We start from the raw sequence: 18406 nt of genomic DNA, 5'->3' as shown, positions 1-18406 counted from the left end.
GTTACACCTCTTGGCGCTTAAAATTCCCGCTTTTTCCGCCTGTTTTTTCTACTAAATACGTTGGTCCGATGATAATCCCTTTATCAATCGCTTTGCACATATCGTAAATCGTTAACGCACAAATCGAAGCGGCGGTTAGCGCTTCCATCTCCACTCCTGTGCTCCCTTTCGTTTTTACAAACGTATCGATCATTAATTCATAGCGCTCTTCCTGACATCGCCATTGAAATTGAATATCTACACCTGTTAAAGAAATGGGATGGCACATCGGAATCAAATCGGCGGTTCGTTTCGCCGCCATAATGCCAGCCACTTGTGCAACCGCTAAAACATCGCCTTTTTCGATTTGCGCGTTTGTTATTTTTTCATACACTTCTTTAGAAACAATGACGCTTGAGACCGCATGTGCGGTACGAACCGTTTCGCTTTTATCGGAAATATCGACCATCTTCGCTCGTCCTTGCTCGTTTAAATGGGTTAATTTCATTTTTCATCCTCCACTCACCGGGGGGATCAGAGCGACGACATCCCCTTCCCGAATGATTTCTTCATCAGTTGCAAATTCTTCGTTCACCGCAATCATGATCGAAGAAACGGATGAGAGCGAATAGTTTTTTTCCAGTTCTTCGCGCAGTTGACGAACGGTTATTTCTTGGTGAGGAAAAATGAGTTCCTGACGATTGAATTGTTCTTTTAAATGGGCAAATAGTAAAACACGAATCATTCCTCTCTCTCCTTCGGGAAACCGTTTTCGTATTTGATCGTTCCTTGTTGATTGCCGATCCACATTTCGCCATCTTCCCAATGTTCTTTTTTCCAAATTGGCACCATTTCTTTAATGCGCTCAATCGCATACCGATTCGCTTCATACGCATCGGCGCGATGAGGGGTCGAGACAGCGATCGCAACCGCTACATCCATAATTTCTAGACGGCCAATGCGATGGACAATCGCCACCTTCGCTTCCGGGAAGCGCTCCATAATTTCCGCACCGATTTGTTCAAGCTTTTTTTTGGCCATCGATTCATATGCTTCATATTCTAAATACAGCGTTTTTTTTCCGTTCGTTAATTCTCTTACCGTACCGATGAACGTGACAATCGCCCCCGCATTTCGATCCACAACCGCTTGAATGACACGCGAAACGTCAATCGGTTCTTTCACAATCGCAAACATGCTTTTCCCCCTTAACATAGTTCATGATCCATTGCATATACTTGTTTTCTTCTTGAATGAAAAACGAATTTCCTTGTTTTAACGGCATCCAGCTAATCGAAGCAACCACATTGGGCAGTTGTAATAAATATACATCGCTTTCATCGCGAAGACAAACGATTTTTGGATAAGGAGAATGTTTAAATCCTTCGATGAGCAATAGATCGATTGCAAAATGGCGGTATAATTCGATTAGCTCCGAGAGATTCCAACCGTTTTTAGCTGTTGCCGTCAAAAGCAGCGTGCCGTCTCCTTCAACAGCGGAAACAACCGCTCCCGCTTCCCAATGACGCGTCGAATCTTTTTCCTTTGGAAGCGCCGGCTTCCCACCATGTCCATGGTGTTTTAATGTCCCCACTTTATATCCTTGTTTCGTTAACTCTTTTACACACTTTTCAATCAGCGTCGTTTTTCCGCTATTTTGATATCCTACAACTTGTAAAATGATCATGACCATTTCGGCGCTCCTTCTTCATCTTCAAGCAGCAGAACATCGACTTTCGTTCCCGCTTTAAAACCTCGCGATCCACCTGGTAAAACAAGCAAACTATTGGCTTGTACTAACGAAGAAACGATATTTGATTTATCTTTTCCAGCTGGTTCCACGTGTAACATTCCATCATTGTATGAAAGTTTGGCACGCACGAACCGAGTAAACGGATTCGTCTTTAAAAAATCCTCTTTTAAGATCGCTTGAACTTTCTTTAAATAGCAATTTTTTTGTCCGAGCATCGCTTTCAAAAACGGACGAACAAAAAGCTCAAAACCAACATAACATGCCGAAGGGTTTCCCGATAGTCCAAACAATACTTTTTTGTCGGCAACCGCAGCGGAGGTGACGCTTCCTGGACGCATGCCTACTTTATTGAACAATAATTGCGCTCCCAGTTTCTCGTACACGTTCGGAATATAGTCGAAATCACCAACCGATACGCCGCCCGTTGTCACGACGATATCCGCTTCTTGCATCGCTTTGGTTACCGCTTCGAATGTAGCCTCAAATGTATCTTTCACCTTTCCGTACACAATCGGTTCGCCGCCTGCTCGCCGTACTTGTGCTTTTAGCATATAGGCATTGCTGTTGCGAATTTTCCCTTTTTCAAGCGGTTCGTAAACTTCAAGCAATTCACTTCCTGTCGCAATGATCGCGACTTTTGGTCTTTTCATCACCGGTACGCGATAATAACCAAACGTGGCAAGAACCGCCACGACTCCCGGATTGATCACGGTTCCTTTTTCAACGAGTAAACAGCCTTCTTGCATATCTTCGCCGATTCGCGAAATATTTTCTCCTTCTGCAACTCTTCGTTTGATTTGCACAAACGTCTTCCCGTCTTTGATCACTTCTTGCGTTAATTCCACCATAATGACGGCATTTGCACCATCTGGAATCGCGGCACCCGTCATGATTTTAACGGCTTGATGCGGTTCGATGGGCCCTTCCCAAACCGTTCCGGCACCAACTGTACCAACGACTTCTAATAATACAGGTGTAGAAGCAGACGCGTTTTCCGTCGCAGCTGCACAAATGGCATATCCATCATACGGTGAACGGTCAAACCAAGGAACGTCCGTCGTCGCTTTTATATCTTCCGCCAACGCTCGACCAAAGCTTTCTTCAATCGACACATACTCTTTTTCGCCTTCATAACTCCACTTCATTACCCGTTCAATCGCTTCTTCCACTTTTATCGGTTTTCGCACGTTTCCCCATCCCTTTCCCCAACTGCTTCTATCTATGTTCACTATACTATACAGCTTTCTCAAATAGTGTGATGCACGTCACAAAACAAGTACGTAACGTGATCATTTTCACACTTTCTTCATTTTTTGCTAAATAAATAAAGAGGCTTTTTTGAAAGGGCCTCTTTTCACCCAATAAATCGTTCATATTCCTCTTTTGTGTTAATATTAACAAACGCCCGTTCATCCATTAAATCAACATAGTTTACATGACAAACGGAAAGAAAGCGATGCATGCTCAGTTCGTTTTTCTCCAACATGGATTGTATTTTTCCCTTCACGCGATCATGGTACATGGCGATCAGAGGCTGAATCTGTCCATTCACTCGCGGAACAATCGCTTCCCACCGTTCATTTTGATGCGATTGCAACGCCTTGATCATCCTTGCATTCATAAAAGGCGTATCGCACGGCAAAACGATGTACCACTTCGCCTCGCATTGAGACATCGCCGAAAACAGTCCAGCAAGAGGTCCTTTTCCTTTGTATTTTTTTAAATCTTCAATGAATGAAACATGTTCCATAACCGGTAAATGTTCCATGAACTCTGGTCGGGTTACAACCACAATTTCTTCAACCACATGCTGCAATGCTTCAACGCTATATAAAATAAATTCCTTTCCATCCCTTTTCGCGAACGCTTTCGGTTCGCCAAATCGTCTCGACTGTCCGCCCGCTAAAACGATGCCGACAATCTCTTTCATTGGCGCTGAAGCTCCCATACAAGATGACGAAGTTCCGGCAAAATCAATTTCTCCATCGCAAGACGCACCGCATTCGTTGAGCCGGGCATGCAAAAAACAATCTTTCTTTCGATCGTTCCGGCGATCGCTCGGCTTAGCATCGAAGCGCTGCCGATTTCTTCATAACTTAAGAAACGAAACAACTCACCGAAGCCTACCATTTCTTTTTCAAGCAGCTCTTGCACGGCTTCCACAGTCACATCTCGCTTCGTAAATCCCGTTCCGCCGTTCATTAAAATCACATCCACTTCCGCACCGGCTGATTGAATGGCCGCTTGAATCGCCTCGCGATCATCTTTCACAATTTCATAATCTACGACATTCATTTGTTCGCGCTTTAATAAATCGATGATGAGCGCGCCGCTTTGATCTGTTTCTTTCGTTCGAGTATCGGAAACGGTCACTACTTTGCAGCGAACCGGACAGGTTGCTTTGCTTTTATGATCGATGACACCCATCTGTTTTCACCTCATCCACCAATATAAGACATTTCAATGCGTTTTCCTTTCAATGTGGTGTTTTTTCCTCTCTCTTCGGAATAGCGATCATGGCGAGTTTCCCAAATGCGTCGAATCTGCGCGATGATTTCTTCATCGGTTGCTCCATTGCGCATGTTTTTTAATAAATCTGCGCCATCGGTTGAAAATAAACACGTGTACAACTTCCCCTCGGCCGATATGCGACATCGCGTGCAATCTGAACAAAATGCTGCAGACACCGAAGAAATAAATCCAACCTCGATATTGGTGCCGACGTAACGATATCGCTTCGCTACTTCGCCAACATAATTCGCTTCAAGCGGCTCCAACGGCATTTCTTTCGTGATCATCTCATAAATTTCTTTGCTCGTGACTACTTCATCTAGCTTCCACCCGTTTAATGAACCGACATCCATAAATTCAATAAAGCGAAGCGTTACACCTTTTTCTTTAAAAAAACGCGCCATCGGCAAAATTTCCGAATCATTCATTCCTTTTTTGACAACCATGTTTATCTTTACGGCTAGACCTTGTACAAGCGCTTCATTGATTCCTTCTAAAATAACATCCGATTTAACCCCTCTTCCATTCATCACAGCAAAAATATCGTTATTTAACGCATCTAGACTGACGTTGACTCGCTTCATTCCTGCCTCTTTTAACCGCCGCGCATATTGCTTCAACAAAAATCCGTTGGTCGTCAACGAAATGTCTTGAATTCCTTCGATTTCTTTTAACATCGAAATTAAAACATCGATATCTTTACGCAACAACGGTTCTCCGCCCGTCAAGCGAATTTTTCGTACCCCAAGGCGCGCAAAAATGTTCGCTAACCGAACAATTTCTTCAAACGTCATTAAATGCTCCCGCTTCATAAAGCAATACTGTTGTCCTTCCGTTTCAGGCATGCAGTAAATACAACGAAAATTACAACGATCCGTCACGGAAATACGCAAATCTAAAAGCGGTCGTTTATAGGCATCATATAACATTCATAATCCCTCATTTCGCTTCACAGGTTTATCCATATGTTATAAAAAAGAAAGAAAAACAAATGTGAGGCGCGTCACACTTATTGGAATGTTCATAAAATATTCAAGACAAAAGAAAAAGACGATCCGGAGGAAGATACAATTTTCTTTCATGTGACAACACGGCATGCAGCTCATTCGTTGGAACGGTGACATGCAATGTAAAATGTTTCGTTTGAACAGTCAAATCATGCGCATACATGTTCGGAACACACTCTACAATTTCATAGTCAAAGGTGTTATAAGATTGTTCCTCAACAAAACGAATATGATGTGAATGAATGCCAAGAAACCGCGGATGAGCTCGTTCTTTTTTCCGCGGAACCATAATTTTCGCCCCGTTTACATAACAGCTGATTTCCTCATCGATCGCTACTGAATCAAGCGGCCAAACGTTTTTACAGCCAACAATTTTTGCTGCCTTCGCATTGGACGGTTCGTTCAACACTTGTTGTTTATCGCCCACTTGCACGACTTTGCCTTCATCGTACAGAATAAGCTGATCGCATAAACGATACGCTTCTTCCATATTGTGCGTGACTAGTAGGACAACACCTGCAAAATTTTCTTTAATAAATAAAAGAAATTCTTTTTCAAGCAGCTGTTTGGTATGATGATCCAAAGCCGAAAACGGTTCGTCCAACAATAAAACATCGGGTTCTGTCACAAGGGTTCTGGCAAGAGCGACACGCTGTTGCTGCCCGCCGGACAGCTGAGAAGGATAATAATGTTCGTAACCGTTTAGCTTTATTTTTTCGATCATCGTTGCTACTTTTTGTTCTACTTCTTCCCTCGGTTTTCCTTTCAGGCCAAACGCAATATTTTGACTTACGGTTAAATGGGGAAAAAGCGCGTAATTTTGAAACATATACCCGATCTTTCGATATCGCGTTTTCATATTGATCTTTTGGCTCGAATCAAAAAACACGCGTTCATTTAACCTGATCAAACCTTCATCAGGTGATTGAAGTCCCGCGATACATTGCAGCGTTAAGCTTTTTCCACAGCCCGATGAACCTAAAATACCAGCAATTCCTTTTTCAATTGTAAATGCCACATCAAGGGTAAAATGCGGGAAAGATTTTTTAATCGCTACGTGAAGCATGGAATGATCGTTCACCTCGAATGATTCGTTTCTCTAATCGTTTGATGACATATAACAACGTCACAGACACAATGGTCATGATCATCACTAACAAATTAGCTAACTTTTGATTCCCTGCTAGCAACGCATCGTAAATCGCGATCGGCATCGTCATCGTCTCGTTTGGAATGCTTCCCGCCACCATTAACGTTGCCCCGAAATCGCCTAGCGATCGCGCAAAAACGAGCGTAATCCCTGAAACAATTCCGCGCCAAGACAGCGGAATAATGACCGTAAAAAAAATATTCCATTCGGAACGGCCTAACACTCGGGCGGCATTCAGCAAATTCGGTTCAATACTTGCAAATGCCGTTCGTGCTGATTTTATAAAAAAAGGAATCGAAACGACGAAAGCAGCGATGACCGCTCCAGTCGGTGTAAATACGATGAGAAGTCCTAATTTCTCCTCTAAGAACTTCCCCAATGCGCTTTGTCGTCCGAATAAAACAAGTAAATAATAACCAAGAACGGTCGGAGGCAACACAACTGGCAATGTGATAAGCGCATCGACCATATCCGCGATTTTTCCGTTTGAACGGCTTAAATAATAAGAAATCGGTAAACCGATGATCACGGCCAGCACGGTGGCGATCGTTGATACTTTTAACGACAAAAATAAAGGAAATAAGTTGACGTTTTCCACCATTTATTTCCCCTCTGGAATGACAAATCCGTATTTTTTCATTATTTGTTGACCTGCTGAACGATTCAAAAATTGAATAAATTCTTGTGCTTGTTTTTCGTGCTTTGTTTTTTTAATAACGGCAATCGCTTGTTGAATCGGCTCGTGCATCGCATCATCAATGAGCTGAAAACGCACCTCGCCTTTTTTTACAAGGGAAAGCGCAATGATTCCCGCTTCGGCGTTTCCGGATTCAATATAAGCAAATGTATCTGAAATATTTTTGCCGTAAACCAATTTGTTCTTCACTTTTTCCCAGATTCCTGCTTTTTCTAATGCTTGTTTCGCGGCCAATCCGTAAGGAGCATGGTTCGGGTTGGCAATGGCGATTTTTTTCACTTCGGGCTTTAATAAATCCTCAAGCGTTTGTACGACAAGAGGATTATCGGCTTTCGTCGCAATTCCAATTCTTCCAAGCGCATAAATTTGTCGGGTATCCGGAACGATCAGGCCTTTGTCGTTCAATTCATCAACATACTGAACGTTTGCGGCAGCAAACACGTCAAAAGGAGCTCCATTTTTAATTTGTTCAGCCAGCTGACCGGTAGAACCAAATATGAACGTCACCTTCGTTCCGGTTTGTTTCTCAAATTGTTGGCCAATTTCATGAAAGGCGAGCGTTAAATCCGACGCAGCGGCAATTTTTAATTCCTGTGACGGCTCTTGTTCAACACGACTGCATGCGGTGATCAACACACATATGACGGTAAGCAATAACGTTCTCATAAACTTTTCTCCTCATCTATAACTCATTTTAAAAAAGGGAATATCCTTTTCAGATATTCCCTTAACATTTTACTTCTGCGTTTTTTCTAACGTAATAGTACCAGTTTAACACAATTGATACAACATAAAATGCGATAAAGAAATAAAATGCCGTAATTGGTGTCCCTGTGTTTTGAGATGCCCAACCGAATAGCTTTGGAATAAAGAATGAACCGTACGACGCAAACGCTGCCGTAAAACCGAGAACAGGTGCTGCTTCTTTTGGTGGGAAGATGATCGGGATCATTTGGAATGTTGACCCTGATCCCATTCCAGCAGCAATAAATAAGATCATGAAAGATACAATAAATCCGATAAAATGTTTTTCAGTTGTAAAATACATAACAGCAGCAGCGCCAAGCCCCATAACAATTAAAACGTAGTTTGTTACGCGCGCCCCTCCTAGCTTATCAGACAACCAACCACCGACTGGACGGAATGCAGCTGCTAAAAATGCTCCTAAAAAGGCAAGCGAGACGTGTTCTGGAAATTGTGATTTTAATAAAAGCGGAAACGCTGCCGCATATCCAATAAACGAACCGAACGTTGCGATATACAACCATGTCATAATCCACGTATGTTTTCTTTTTACGATGACAAACTGCTCTGATACAGATTGTTTTGCATTTGGTAAGTTATCCATACCGAAATATGCTAAAATCGTAAAAAACACAATCGGAATGACCCAAATAAACGCAGCGTTTTGTAACCAAACTTTTGTTCCATCAGCGAGAACTTGTCCTTCTCCCCCAATTGCTCCGAATACACCCGTTGTAATAATGAGCGGTGTGACAAACTGAACGACGGATACGCCCATATTTCCTAAACCGCCGTTAATACCGAGCGCCGTTCCTTTTTCTTTCTTCGGGAAAAAGAAGCTAATATTCGCTAATGCAGATGAAAAGTTTCCTCCACCGAGTCCGCAGAGGGCAGCTAGCAACAACATAACCCAATAAGGAGTATCAGGATTTTGAACCGCTATTCCAATCCCTAGCGCAGGAAGCAACAAAATCCCCGTTGAAAAAACAGTCCAGTTTCGACCGCCAAATTTTCCAACCGCAAATGTGTAAATGAAGCGTAGCGTCGCACCGACAAGTCCAGGGACAGCAGCTAACGTAAACAATTGGCTTTGCGTGAATTGGAATCCAATATCATTTAATCTGACAGCGACAACAGACCAAATTTGCCAAACAATAAATGCAAGCATTAACGTTGGAACAGAAATCCAAAGGTTTCTTCGAGCATGTTTTTTCCCTTCTTTTTCCCAAAATTCAGGGTCTTCTGGATTCCAGTATGAACCGATGCGACTTTTTCGTTCAGCATAATCTGAAGCCGTTTTCAATGGTTGACTCATAACGATCGCCTCTCCTTTTTTAACAGTATATAATTATAAAAATCATTGCTGTACTTTCATCATATAGAAAGTGTATAAACAATAATGTGATGTGCATCACATATCATGAAATGTTCATACAATGTTAAAAAATGATATTTAAGCGATCGTTTTGTGCAGTCGTCTCATAATGAGCATCGCAACGAGCATCGTCGCTGCAATCCACCAAAATCCGTACGAATATGAAGGTACCGTCAAGAATTTTGTGTAATGTAAATGGGGTAGGGTTTCTCTGAAATGGATTTGAATTGATAGGGGACTGATTTTCTCCACACAGGAGACTGAATATTCAGTCTCCTGTGTGGAAAGGGAGAATCCCCCTATTTTGTTTATTTACAGTATTTGGTTAATGATAACGTTCTTCAAACATTCGCTCGAGGGCTTCATGCGCTTCGGCAAATCCTCTTAACTTTCGCCCTGCCCATTTCTCATTAAAATCTTGAATGGTCAAATACACGATTTTTTCAGTGGCTTCTAAACTATTCAAACTGTTCATCGGTTTTAGGCGTTTCCGAATTTCCTTGATCGTTCGTTCAATGGCATTCGTCGTATAAATCACACTTCGAATACTGCTTGGATAATCCATAAATGTAAGGAGGACATCCAACTCATTGGCCCAAGATTGAACTTCTCTCGGATACTTGCTGGACCATTTCGACTCAAACTGTTGAAACATTTGTAACGCCATCTCCTTATTCGGCGCGCGATAAATCAGTTTGAGATCCTCTGCCACTTCAAATTGATCTTTTTTCCGAACACGGCTGAGGGTGTTACGGACTTTGTGAACGACACAACGCTGCACATCGGCTTTCGGATAAACCGCCTTAAAGGCTTCCTCCAACCCCGGTAGTCCATCGAATACGCCCAGAAGCACTTCCTTGACGCCTCTTTGATAGAGGTGTTGAAGGATTTCCTGCCATACATAGGCGCTTTCTTGTCCTCCCACAAAGAAATCAAGAATTTCGCGATATCCTTCTTCGTTCACCCCTAACACCACATAAATGACTTCTTTCTCCACGGTTTCGCGACGAAGTTTTACGTATAAACCATCCAAATATAAAACCGAATAACGCTGATGTAGAGGACGATTGTGCCATTTCTCGATGTCTTCCTTCACTACATCGGTAATACGACTGATTGTCGTTGGAGAATAGGCATTTCCTAAAATTCGTTCGATAAACTTGCCAATTTCCCTCGTACTCATGCCACTTTGATACATTTTGATGACGGCTTCCTCGAGCCAACCAGTATGACGTTGGTAAGGGGCAAACAGCTGCGTTTGAAATTCCCCATTTCGATCCCTTGGGACCAAAAGGCCTTCAATTCGGCCATATTGCGTATCTAGATTTCGTTGATAGTAGCCGTTTCTCATATTCGATGTTCCGGCCTGTTCGATTTCGAGGAAATGTTTGATTTCTTCCCGCATGATCAGTTCTAATTTTTCCTTTACAAACTGACGAATGACACTTTCCAGTTGATTTGCCCAGTCGACATTCGGTATACTTTTGGACATAGGTAGGGTTCTCCTTTCTCTGGAATATTTGGGTTCAATCAGAGAATACCCTACCTTTTTTCTTTTGGTCTAGCAAAATGCTTTACACAAAATTTTATACATCATCATTCCACTCTTTGGATTAAGTTTATTAGATTTACATGTTATTGGACGAAATTGGAACGAAGAAAAAAGGTTAAAAGTGCACGCTATATTCGTCGGCATTTTTTTAATTGTTGCTCATATTGCAATGATTTTTGGTATGTTGGACCCATCCTTAGGAACCGGACAAACACATCACATGAATATGTAGGAAAAGGTCAGCTATTCGCCGACCTTTTCTTTTTGACGCCACGCTTTCGGAATGTAAATACAATATGGCTCACTCGCTAAGTAATCGCCTGTCACCGCATACGCTCTCGAACGCGATCCACCACAAACATAGCGAAATTCACATACACCACATTTTCCTTTATATCCATCTGGATTTCTTAACTGCTTGAAAATTGGCGAGTGGCGATAAATGTGCGATAGTGGTTGTTCGCGTACATTTCCTGCTTTTACAGGCAACAATCCGCTCGGATATACGTCACCGATATGGGAAATAAATACAAAGCCATTACCATCGTTTACTCCTTTTGGGGCGCGCCCTAAACCATCTACTTGCCCAATCATCCCTTTCATTAGCACGTCTTCATAGCGAATAGCTTGATCAATTTGTTGCTCTCGCATTTTTTGTTGCAATACAACGCGTCGATAATGTTGTCCTGCAGTCGTTTTAATATCAAACGGTACACGTTTACTCGTTTCATAAAGCCAACGAAACACTTTTTCATGCTCAACGGGTGAAATCATATCCGTCTCTTTCCCCCTGCCTGTCGGTACGAGAAAAAATACGCTCCAAAGCACACATCCAAGCTTTTCAACAAGTTGCACCATTTCATCAAGAACATGAACATTATATCGAGAAATGACCGTATTAATTTGCACCGGTATTTCCAACTCATGTAAATATTCGATCGCCTTCATCGTTAAATCAAAAGAGCCGGACATGCCCCGAAAATGGTCATGAATTTCCGCGTTTGGGCCATCTAAACTAAATGCCCATCGCGCTAAGCCGACTTCTTTTGCTTTTCGGATCGCTTCCTTCGTTACGTTTGGTGTTGCACTTGGCGTCATCGATACACGAAGTCCTTTATCAATCGCATATTTAGCAATGTCGTACACATCTGGACGCATCAGTGGATCGCCACCTGTGAACACGAGAAGAGGCTGATCCATTTCATAAATGTCATCAATAAGTTGTTTTCCCTCTTCAAACGTTAATTCACGTGGGTCACGATGATATTGCGCTTCGGCCCGACAATGAAGACAGTTGAGTTGACACGCTCGCGTTAACTCCCATATAACGATAAATGGATTTTGATGAAAATCACGCATTTTGATCCCTCCGATTCGCTCACTACTTCCCATTGTACAAGAAGGAATATTTATATCATGTGACATTGATCACAAAAAATCACATCCATTTATCTTGTCACTGTTCTGACAAATATGCACGTCCTTGCATTTCTAATATAAAATAGATAGTATATACGATATAAGGTATACAAGGAGGTGGAATATATGGCAAAAGTACGAATTAAAGTGATGGATAATGGTTCATTTCGTGTAACCGGCGATGTCGAATTAATTGACATGGAAGGAAACAAGTTTGAAACAAAAGAAACGTTTTCTCTCTGTCGTTGCGGGCTCTCACAAAACATGCCGTTTTGTGATGCAGCCCATAAAGGAAAATTTCAATCGGTCGTTCGCGCCCCGAAAAACGAATAAGCCCGGCTTTTATTCCGGGCTTTTTTATTTTTTAGCGCTCAACCAGTGACATGCGCGGATTCAATATTTGATTTGGACTTTTTAATTGAAAACACCCTGCTCCATCGACAACGTCAAGCGTCATTTGATCATCGAAAAAAATGAGCTGATGTTTTTCCATCCAAATGGGCATATCGTTTGTTTCGATCGCTACATCATGCTCATCTAGTTCATCGATGAGCAACAAAACAGGCACTCCATTTACGGCACATCCGCAACCATCTGTATCGTATATGAGTTTCACATGTTTATTTCCTTGAACACGACGAAGTTGTTCGATCGCTCGTTCCGTGATCGTGATTTTCACCATTTACACCTCGCTTACTTTTTTAAAAATGCTTGTTTGCCGATTTTTTCAATGAGCGATGGAAATAGTTGATATATACGACTTCCCATATGCATCCAAAACGGCAAGTTCACTTCGCGCGTAGGGGTAAGCATCACATCAACGATGCGCTTTGCGACAAATTCCGGGCGAAGCATCCATCGTTTCACGTTTTTCACATATTCTCCGGACGTATCAGCAACGGTAAAAAAGTTCGTTTCGATTGGTCCAGGGTTTACAGCTGTCACATAAATGCCATACATGGACGCTTCCATTCGTAAACTATTTGTAAATCCGAGCACAGCATGTTTTGTCGCCGCATATACGCTCGATTTCGGCGTGGCAATTTTTCCTGCTTGCGATGCGATATTAATAATATGACCCGATCGTTTTTCCATCATATGCGCATACACTTTTTTTGTACACGCGATCAATCCGAGCACATTGACATCAAACATTTGCTTCGCTTCCGAAAGATCAATCTGTTCAACATATCGAAATACGCCGAAACCAGCATTATTGACAAGAATATGGACATCGATCGAGGTGAGCAAGCGATCAAATACATCGTCTACTTCTTTTACGTTACTAACATCTAATTGCTCATATAGGCAAGAAATACTGTACGTTTGTTCAATCTGTTGCGCAATTTGCGCTAATTTTTCTTTTGACCGAGCAAGCAATATCGGTGTTCCACCGCACTTAGCTACTTCGTATGCAATTTGTTCACCAATGCCACTCGATGCTCCTGTAATAACAACGTATTTCCCTTTCAGTTTCATGATCTCACCGCTTCGTACATATATATTTGATCAACTTTTTCTTTTTTCACTGCACCTATCGCCTCTAAATAGTCCAGTTGGCCAATCGTTTCAGACATCGTCAACAAAAACTCTCGCTCATATACAGTCGGGAAAAGTGATCGACATACGTCAAATACCGTCATCGGCTTTTCATTCAACAGTTGCCACACGTACTGTGCACGTTCTTTTTGTTTTTCAAGCCGATTGTCAATAAGCGGTGCGACATCCGTCACATCTTCCCCATGTCCCGTAACAATTGTTGTAATGTCGTAATTTAACAACTTTTTCAATGAATCGTTATATTGCAAAAGTGGTTTTGGGCGCTCTTGTTCACCGATCGCAGGCGGCTCTAACAGCGGATTGGATGAAATCGCTGCTAGCAAATGGTCGCCTCCGATCATCAGACCGTCCGCTTCACGATACAACACGATGTGACTTTGCGCATGACCTGGCGTTTCGATAACTATCCAGCCTTCGATCACATCCCCTTCTTTTACTTCTTGTGTGAGCGAGCGCTCGCACGAAAAGCGAAGAGAACGTCGAAAGTTTCCTAGTTTCGTCACACCCTCTTCACCAACGCCACACTCGATTAAAAATTGTTCGAAATATTGTTGGTGCCACGAAAAAAAAGCAGCATCTTTCGCAATCCAAGGGGCGGCTTTCCGATGACCAATGACGGGAATGGTCGAAGGTAAATAATCAAGTAATCCAACATGATCCGGATGGTGATGTGTAATGATCACTTGTTCAATATCTGTCGGTTGGTAGCCGATGTTCTGCAATTCACGAACGAACACATGCCATGCTTCTTCCGTTTTTACACCCGCATCGATGAGCGTTAAACGACCCCTTCGATAATATACATGTTCACATCCCCAACGGCAAATGGCGTTGGGACGACAATACGATGCAACTGTTCCATTTTTCTGACTCCTTCATTATATCATCATAACTTTTCGTTTCGTCTGTTTATCAGTTTACACTTATTTTCTTTGTTTGTCATTTATTTTTATTTATTTATTAAAAAATTCAGAAAATAAAATCGTGAAACCTATTGACAACACGCTTGTTTTTCATGCATAATTGCAAACAAATCATATATGTACGAAGCGATGACTAGGGCCAGTACATGATAAACGGTAAAAGAGAGTGAAACCCGTTGGCTGAAAGGTTTCATTACCCTCTTTATCATGGAACCTACCCTATGAGCTGTTAGGCAAACCTAACCGTCTTGCCGACGATACCGGCATAAGAGGTGGGCACATTGTGCCAACAAAGGTGGTACCGCGGAAATGAAGACCTTTCCGTCCTTTATCGGACGAAAGGTCTTTTTATTTTGGAGACGAGGAGGAGAAAGTATGACAATCACGTTTCTCGGTGCAGGATCGATGGCAGAAGCACTTATTTCTGGGGTGACACAAACGTTATATAAGCCAGAGCAAATGATCGTAACGAATCGCTCTCGAATGGAACGACTGACATATATGCAACAAACATACGGGGTGCGAATCGACACAGATAAAGCAAAAGCAGTAAAAGAAGCTCATATCGTGATTTTAGCGATGAAGCCAAAAGACGTTGCGGATAGCTTGACGTCGATCAAACATGCATTTAACGAACAGCAACTTATTATTTCATTGCTTGCAGGAGTAACGACCGATACAATTGCATCGCTCATTGGAAAACAAATGCCTGTCATTCGCGCCATGCCAAACACATCAGCGGCGATCGGGCAATCCGCCACAGCGTTAGCAAAAGGTACCTATGCAACAGCTGAACATCTACACATGGCAAAAGAGCTATTTGAAACAGTCGGAATCGTTACGATTGTTGATGAGCAGCATTTACACGCAGTGACAGGGTTATCCGGCAGCGGACCAGCGTACGTTTACTATTTAGTTGAAGCGATGGAAAAAGCAGCGGATGAAATCGGGCTTGAACGCGATATTGCCAAAGAGCTTATTTTACAAACGATTATCGGCGCGGCCCATATGTTAAAAGCAACAAACAAACATCCATCTGTTTTGCGCAAAGAAGTCACAAGCCCAGGCGGAACGACAGAAGCAGGCATTGGCGTACTTGAACGTTATCGCTATCAAGAAGCGATGATTGCCTGTATTAAACGAGCGACTGAACGTTCAAAAGAACTCGGTGAGGCACTGTTTTCCTCCGTTCAATAAGGCAAATTGTTTTTCTTTTCCAAACGGACGTGGTATCATTCGTAATGAAAGATACGACGGGAGGGATTCATATGCTCTTTTCACCATATACGATTCGAGACGTCACATTAAAAAACCGCATCGTGATGTCGCCGATGTGTATGTATGCGTGCGATCGCGAAGACGGAACGGTGCACAATTGGCATCTCATTCATTATGCAACGCGCGCTGTCGGGCAAGTCGGACTTATTATTGTCGAAGCGACAGCCGTGAAGTGATTGAAGCGGTAAAAGAAGTATGGAGCGGACCGTTGTTTGTTCGTATTTCTGCTTCTGACTATCACCCAGACGGTTTAACGGTGAACGACTACGTCGAATATGCCAAACGTATGAAAGCGCAAGGTGTTGATCTTATTGATGTGAGCTCTGGCGCTGTCGTTCCAGCGAAAATTGACGTATATCCAGGTTATCAAGTGCCGTTTGCCGAAACGATTCGCCGTGAAGCAAATGTGCCGACAGGAGCCGTTGGGCTCATTACGTCAGGGTTACAGGCAGAAGAAATATTACGGAACGGGCGCGCTGATCTTGTTTTTATCGGGCGCGAACTTCTTCGCAACCCATATTGGCCAAAAACAGCCGCAAACGAACTTGGCATTCAGCTTGAAGCACCGAAACCATATGTCAGAGGATGGTAAAACACGAAAAAGGATGTCACATTGTGGACATCCTTTTTATACTTCAAAATAATAATGTGCGTGAAGTTGACATCCCGGATTAAACGCCGCGTTGCAATGTGGGCAATGGTAATCGCCCGTCATATATTGTTCAATCGTCAGCTCCGTTTGACAAACACCACATAAAACCGCTCTTTCATAAAAACGCTCTTTCGGCCATACCGCATGCTTGCCACAACCATGTTCTTCATGACAGTACACGCACGGGAAATACGTTTGACAACAATAAAACTTAATCGCAATGACATCACGTTCACGAAACTTACGCAAGGAAGCTCCCGCCTTTAGGCACGGGGAGGAATTGCACCTTACGCAAGTTCCGCCACCCCCTTTCCATAAGCATATCCGTCAAATCGCTGAATGACTTGGACATATCTATAATTTATTCCTTGTGCGATACGCTTTCCGTCCTTGCCTTTAATATCGAAACTTCCAGTCTTTCTACATGCGACTTCGCCAAACCAAACGCCTTGATATTTCCCTCTTGGGACAACAGCCTTAACCATGTCCCCTGTTTGAAAACCAAAGAAGAATTTTTGTCTTGCAAGATAACCTCTTGGGAAGCCATATCTATCTAGGTTTGTACGAGAGCGACTACCACGCCCTTTTGCCTTGATAAATAACACTTCTTTTGTTTTGAAATATAAGTGATTTGTTGTGCTTTCGCCTACACAACAAGCGTCAAAATAATGTGTTTTCGGCAAGTCTAAACGAATACGATTCATTTTTGTTCGTGCACCTGTTCCACACTCGACATCTAATCCTGTCTGCTTTAACACTTCATACGCTTTCCATCTTGTCGAGTTGATAGCACTTGTATCCTTTAATGTTTCTTTGACTTGCTTTTGAATGTGCGGATACCCGAATTCTTCTGCTGTCTTACTTCCTTTGCGCTGATTACAGTCATGACAGGCAAGACATAGGTTATCCACTCGGTCTGTTCCACCTCTCGATTTTGGAATGATATGCTCCACTTCAAGTGGAACATTTTCTTTTCCGCAATAACAACACTTCCGCCCAAACTTTTCAAGCAAATACTCCCGTACTTCATATCCTTGTAGCGTGCCTTGTTGATACTCTACACCATTGATTTCAGGATTTCGCATGAGTTGCGTGTCGAATTTGGCATTTTCGTATGATATATACCCAATGGGGCATAACTTCTTTAGGCGGTTAACCCATGTTTGGATATTTTGCACACGACTCTCTAGTGATGACGGCAACCACCCGTCTTTTCTCCTACGATTAAGAAAACGTGGTTTTCTGTATCTTGTTTTTCGATTTCGTCTTGCTCGACGAAAAGCACGCCTTTTATCTATTCTTTCCTTGATGTCTGTGCGATGGTCAAGTTGTGCAAGCCACAACACTTCTTCTCCTCGCACAATCGCAAGTCCTGTGTGTTTACTTCCGTAATCGATTTTGAGCCGATACGGTGTTTTCGGTCGAAAATTATCGACAATTTCTTTTAAAATAATCGTAAATGGATAGCGTTTGTAGATCGCTGCTTTTCCTTGCTTTAATAACTTTCTTGCGACCGCCTCATGACAAGGGGCGAGTGGACGCTTATTTGTATCTAATACAAAAACCATAGGGTTCTCCCCTTTCCTCTGCATAAAGCAGGTCATATTCTCCTCGACCATGTTATAGATGCTTGTTATGTGCAAGACACTAGCGCCACCCACCACGCTTGTTTAATCTTGCACGACAGAGGAACGGGCTGGAGAAGCACCCGAACGTGTCATGACATCTATAACGTAGGCTCTGTTTCAAGCCTTGGTCTGGTCAACATGGGGCTTACAAGCCCATGACTTTAGTCATTGGGTTGTT

General features: G+C 42.6%; 21 protein-coding genes and 2 pseudogenes. 4 read left to right on the top strand and 19 right to left on the bottom strand.

All coding sequences use genetic code 11. The features are described from left to right. Window position 1 precedes the first annotated feature (1 nt). From moaC to NSS60_RS05635, 13 genes are all read right to left on the bottom strand, one after another. Entirely contained in the window at window positions 2-487 is a 486-nt protein-coding gene (gene moaC / locus NSS60_RS05695; RefSeq protein ID WP_035018562.1) for a cyclic pyranopterin monophosphate synthase MoaC, read from the bottom strand. A 3-nt stretch (window positions 488-490) separates the two neighbouring features. Next, entirely contained in the window at window positions 491-724 is a 234-nt protein-coding gene (gene moaD / locus NSS60_RS05690; protein WP_004889671.1) for a molybdopterin converting factor subunit 1, read from the bottom strand. Then, window positions 721-1176, bottom strand: coding sequence for a molybdenum cofactor biosynthesis protein MoaE (locus NSS60_RS05685; RefSeq protein ID WP_064221207.1), 456 nt, complete (start codon window positions 1174-1176; stop codon window positions 721-723). Before NSS60_RS05685 ends, moaD begins: the two co-directional genes overlap by 4 nt. After that, on the bottom strand, window positions 1148-1672 hold the full coding sequence (gene mobB / locus NSS60_RS05680) for a molybdopterin-guanine dinucleotide biosynthesis protein B (RefSeq protein ID WP_035018559.1): 525 nt from the start codon (window positions 1670-1672) through the stop codon (window positions 1148-1150). The genes NSS60_RS05685 and mobB overlap by 29 nt, the downstream gene beginning before the upstream one ends. Continuing rightward, entirely contained in the window at window positions 1663-2919 is a 1257-nt protein-coding gene (locus tag NSS60_RS05675) for a molybdopterin molybdotransferase MoeA (protein WP_340720710.1), read from the bottom strand. Before NSS60_RS05675 ends, mobB begins: the two co-directional genes overlap by 10 nt. 167 nt (window positions 2920-3086) lie before the next feature. Continuing rightward, the gene (gene mobA, locus NSS60_RS05670; protein ID WP_035018557.1) at window positions 3087-3662 is read right to left on the bottom strand and encodes a molybdenum cofactor guanylyltransferase; all 576 of its coding nucleotides are present in this window, start codon (window positions 3660-3662) and stop codon (window positions 3087-3089) included. After that, window positions 3659-4159: a MogA/MoaB family molybdenum cofactor biosynthesis protein gene (locus NSS60_RS05665; protein ID WP_035018556.1), complete on the bottom strand. Its 501-nt coding sequence runs from the start codon at window positions 4157-4159 to the stop codon at window positions 3659-3661. Before NSS60_RS05665 ends, mobA begins: the two co-directional genes overlap by 4 nt. A gap of 11 nt (window positions 4160-4170) precedes the next feature. Continuing rightward, on the bottom strand, window positions 4171-5172 hold the full coding sequence (gene moaA, locus NSS60_RS05660) for a GTP 3',8-cyclase MoaA (RefSeq protein WP_004889661.1): 1002 nt from the start codon (window positions 5170-5172) through the stop codon (window positions 4171-4173). Between the two features lie 103 nt (window positions 5173-5275). Beyond that, on the bottom strand, window positions 5276-6316 hold the full coding sequence (locus NSS60_RS05655) for a sulfate/molybdate ABC transporter ATP-binding protein (RefSeq protein WP_035018554.1): 1041 nt from the start codon (window positions 6314-6316) through the stop codon (window positions 5276-5278). Next, window positions 6297-6998: a molybdate ABC transporter permease subunit gene (modB, locus tag NSS60_RS05650; RefSeq protein WP_035019174.1), complete on the bottom strand. Its 702-nt coding sequence runs from the start codon at window positions 6996-6998 to the stop codon at window positions 6297-6299. Before modB ends, NSS60_RS05655 begins: the two co-directional genes overlap by 20 nt. A gap of 3 nt (window positions 6999-7001) precedes the next feature. Further along, a complete protein-coding gene (modA, locus tag NSS60_RS05645) occupies window positions 7002-7763 on the bottom strand; it encodes a molybdate ABC transporter substrate-binding protein (RefSeq protein ID WP_004889656.1) in 762 nt (253 codons plus the stop codon). 61 nt (window positions 7764-7824) lie between these two features. Then, complete coding sequence (locus tag NSS60_RS05640; protein ID WP_004889655.1) at window positions 7825-9156, bottom strand: NarK family nitrate/nitrite MFS transporter; 1332 nt, start codon at window positions 9154-9156, stop codon at window positions 7825-7827. Between the two features lie 385 nt (window positions 9157-9541). Then, on the bottom strand, window positions 9542-10708 hold the full coding sequence (locus NSS60_RS05635) for an IS256 family transposase (RefSeq protein ID WP_088223214.1): 1167 nt from the start codon (window positions 10706-10708) through the stop codon (window positions 9542-9544). 91 nt (window positions 10709-10799) lie between these two features. On the opposite strand from NSS60_RS05635, the gene NSS60_RS05630 reads away from it, so the two are divergent. Continuing rightward, window positions 10800-11000 (top strand): DUF6803 family protein, encoded by a 201-nt coding sequence (locus tag NSS60_RS05630; protein ID WP_329403897.1) that lies wholly within the window; start codon window positions 10800-10802, stop codon window positions 10998-11000. 11 nt (window positions 11001-11011) lie between these two features. Here the strand turns inward: NSS60_RS05630 and NSS60_RS05625 are convergent, their stop codons facing one another. Continuing rightward, window positions 11012-12127, bottom strand: a complete 1116-nt coding sequence (locus tag NSS60_RS05625) for a TIGR04053 family radical SAM/SPASM domain-containing protein (protein ID WP_004889653.1) — start codon at window positions 12125-12127, stop codon at window positions 11012-11014. Window positions 12128-12313: 186 nt separating this feature from the next. On the opposite strand from NSS60_RS05625, the gene NSS60_RS05620 reads away from it, so the two are divergent. Continuing rightward, a complete protein-coding gene (locus NSS60_RS05620) occupies window positions 12314-12520 on the top strand; it encodes a CDGSH iron-sulfur domain-containing protein (RefSeq protein ID WP_192953594.1) in 207 nt (68 codons plus the stop codon). Between the two features lie 31 nt (window positions 12521-12551). On the opposite strand, the gene NSS60_RS05615 is transcribed toward NSS60_RS05620, so the two are convergent. The 3 genes and pseudogenes from NSS60_RS05615 to NSS60_RS05605 form a co-directional block, all read right to left on the bottom strand. Continuing rightward, the gene (locus tag NSS60_RS05615) at window positions 12552-12869 is read right to left on the bottom strand and encodes an iron-sulfur cluster biosynthesis family protein (protein ID WP_004889650.1); all 318 of its coding nucleotides are present in this window, start codon (window positions 12867-12869) and stop codon (window positions 12552-12554) included. Window positions 12870-12880: 11 nt separating this feature from the next. Beyond that, window positions 12881-13666, bottom strand: coding sequence for an SDR family NAD(P)-dependent oxidoreductase (locus tag NSS60_RS05610; protein ID WP_004889649.1), 786 nt, complete (start codon window positions 13664-13666; stop codon window positions 12881-12883). Then, window positions 13663-14609: pseudogene (locus NSS60_RS05605) on the bottom strand (MBL fold metallo-hydrolase). The gene NSS60_RS05610 and the pseudogene NSS60_RS05605 overlap by 4 nt, the downstream one beginning before the upstream one ends. A 436-nt stretch (window positions 14610-15045) precedes the next feature. On the opposite strand from NSS60_RS05605, the gene proI reads away from it, so the two are divergent. Beyond that, window positions 15046-15867 carry a pyrroline-5-carboxylate reductase ProI gene (proI, locus tag NSS60_RS05600; protein ID WP_004889647.1) on the top strand — a complete coding sequence of 274 codons (822 nt, stop codon included), beginning with the start codon at window positions 15046-15048 and terminating at the stop codon, window positions 15865-15867. 71 nt (window positions 15868-15938) lie between these two features. After that, window positions 15939-16540 (top strand): annotated as a pseudogene (locus tag NSS60_RS05595) (oxidoreductase). Between the two features lie 36 nt (window positions 16541-16576). Here the strand turns inward: NSS60_RS05595 and NSS60_RS05590 are convergent. Both NSS60_RS05590 and iscB read right to left on the bottom strand, forming a co-directional pair. Continuing rightward, on the bottom strand, window positions 16577-16849 hold the full coding sequence (locus NSS60_RS05590; RefSeq protein WP_064220480.1) for a CHY zinc finger protein: 273 nt from the start codon (window positions 16847-16849) through the stop codon (window positions 16577-16579). Between the two features lie 38 nt (window positions 16850-16887). Then, entirely contained in the window at window positions 16888-18168 is a 1281-nt protein-coding gene (gene iscB, locus NSS60_RS05585) for an RNA-guided endonuclease IscB (protein ID WP_340720709.1), read from the bottom strand. Window positions 18169-18406: the final 238 nt, after the last annotated feature.

The sequence above is a fragment of the Anoxybacillus sp. FSL W8-0382 genome (genome assembly GCF_038003845.1).
Lineage (GTDB): Bacteria > Bacillota > Bacilli > Bacillales > Anoxybacillaceae > Anoxybacillus > Anoxybacillus flavithermus_G.
Note: the sequence above shows the minus strand (reverse complement) of the source record. Positions and strands in the feature narration are given on the sequence as shown.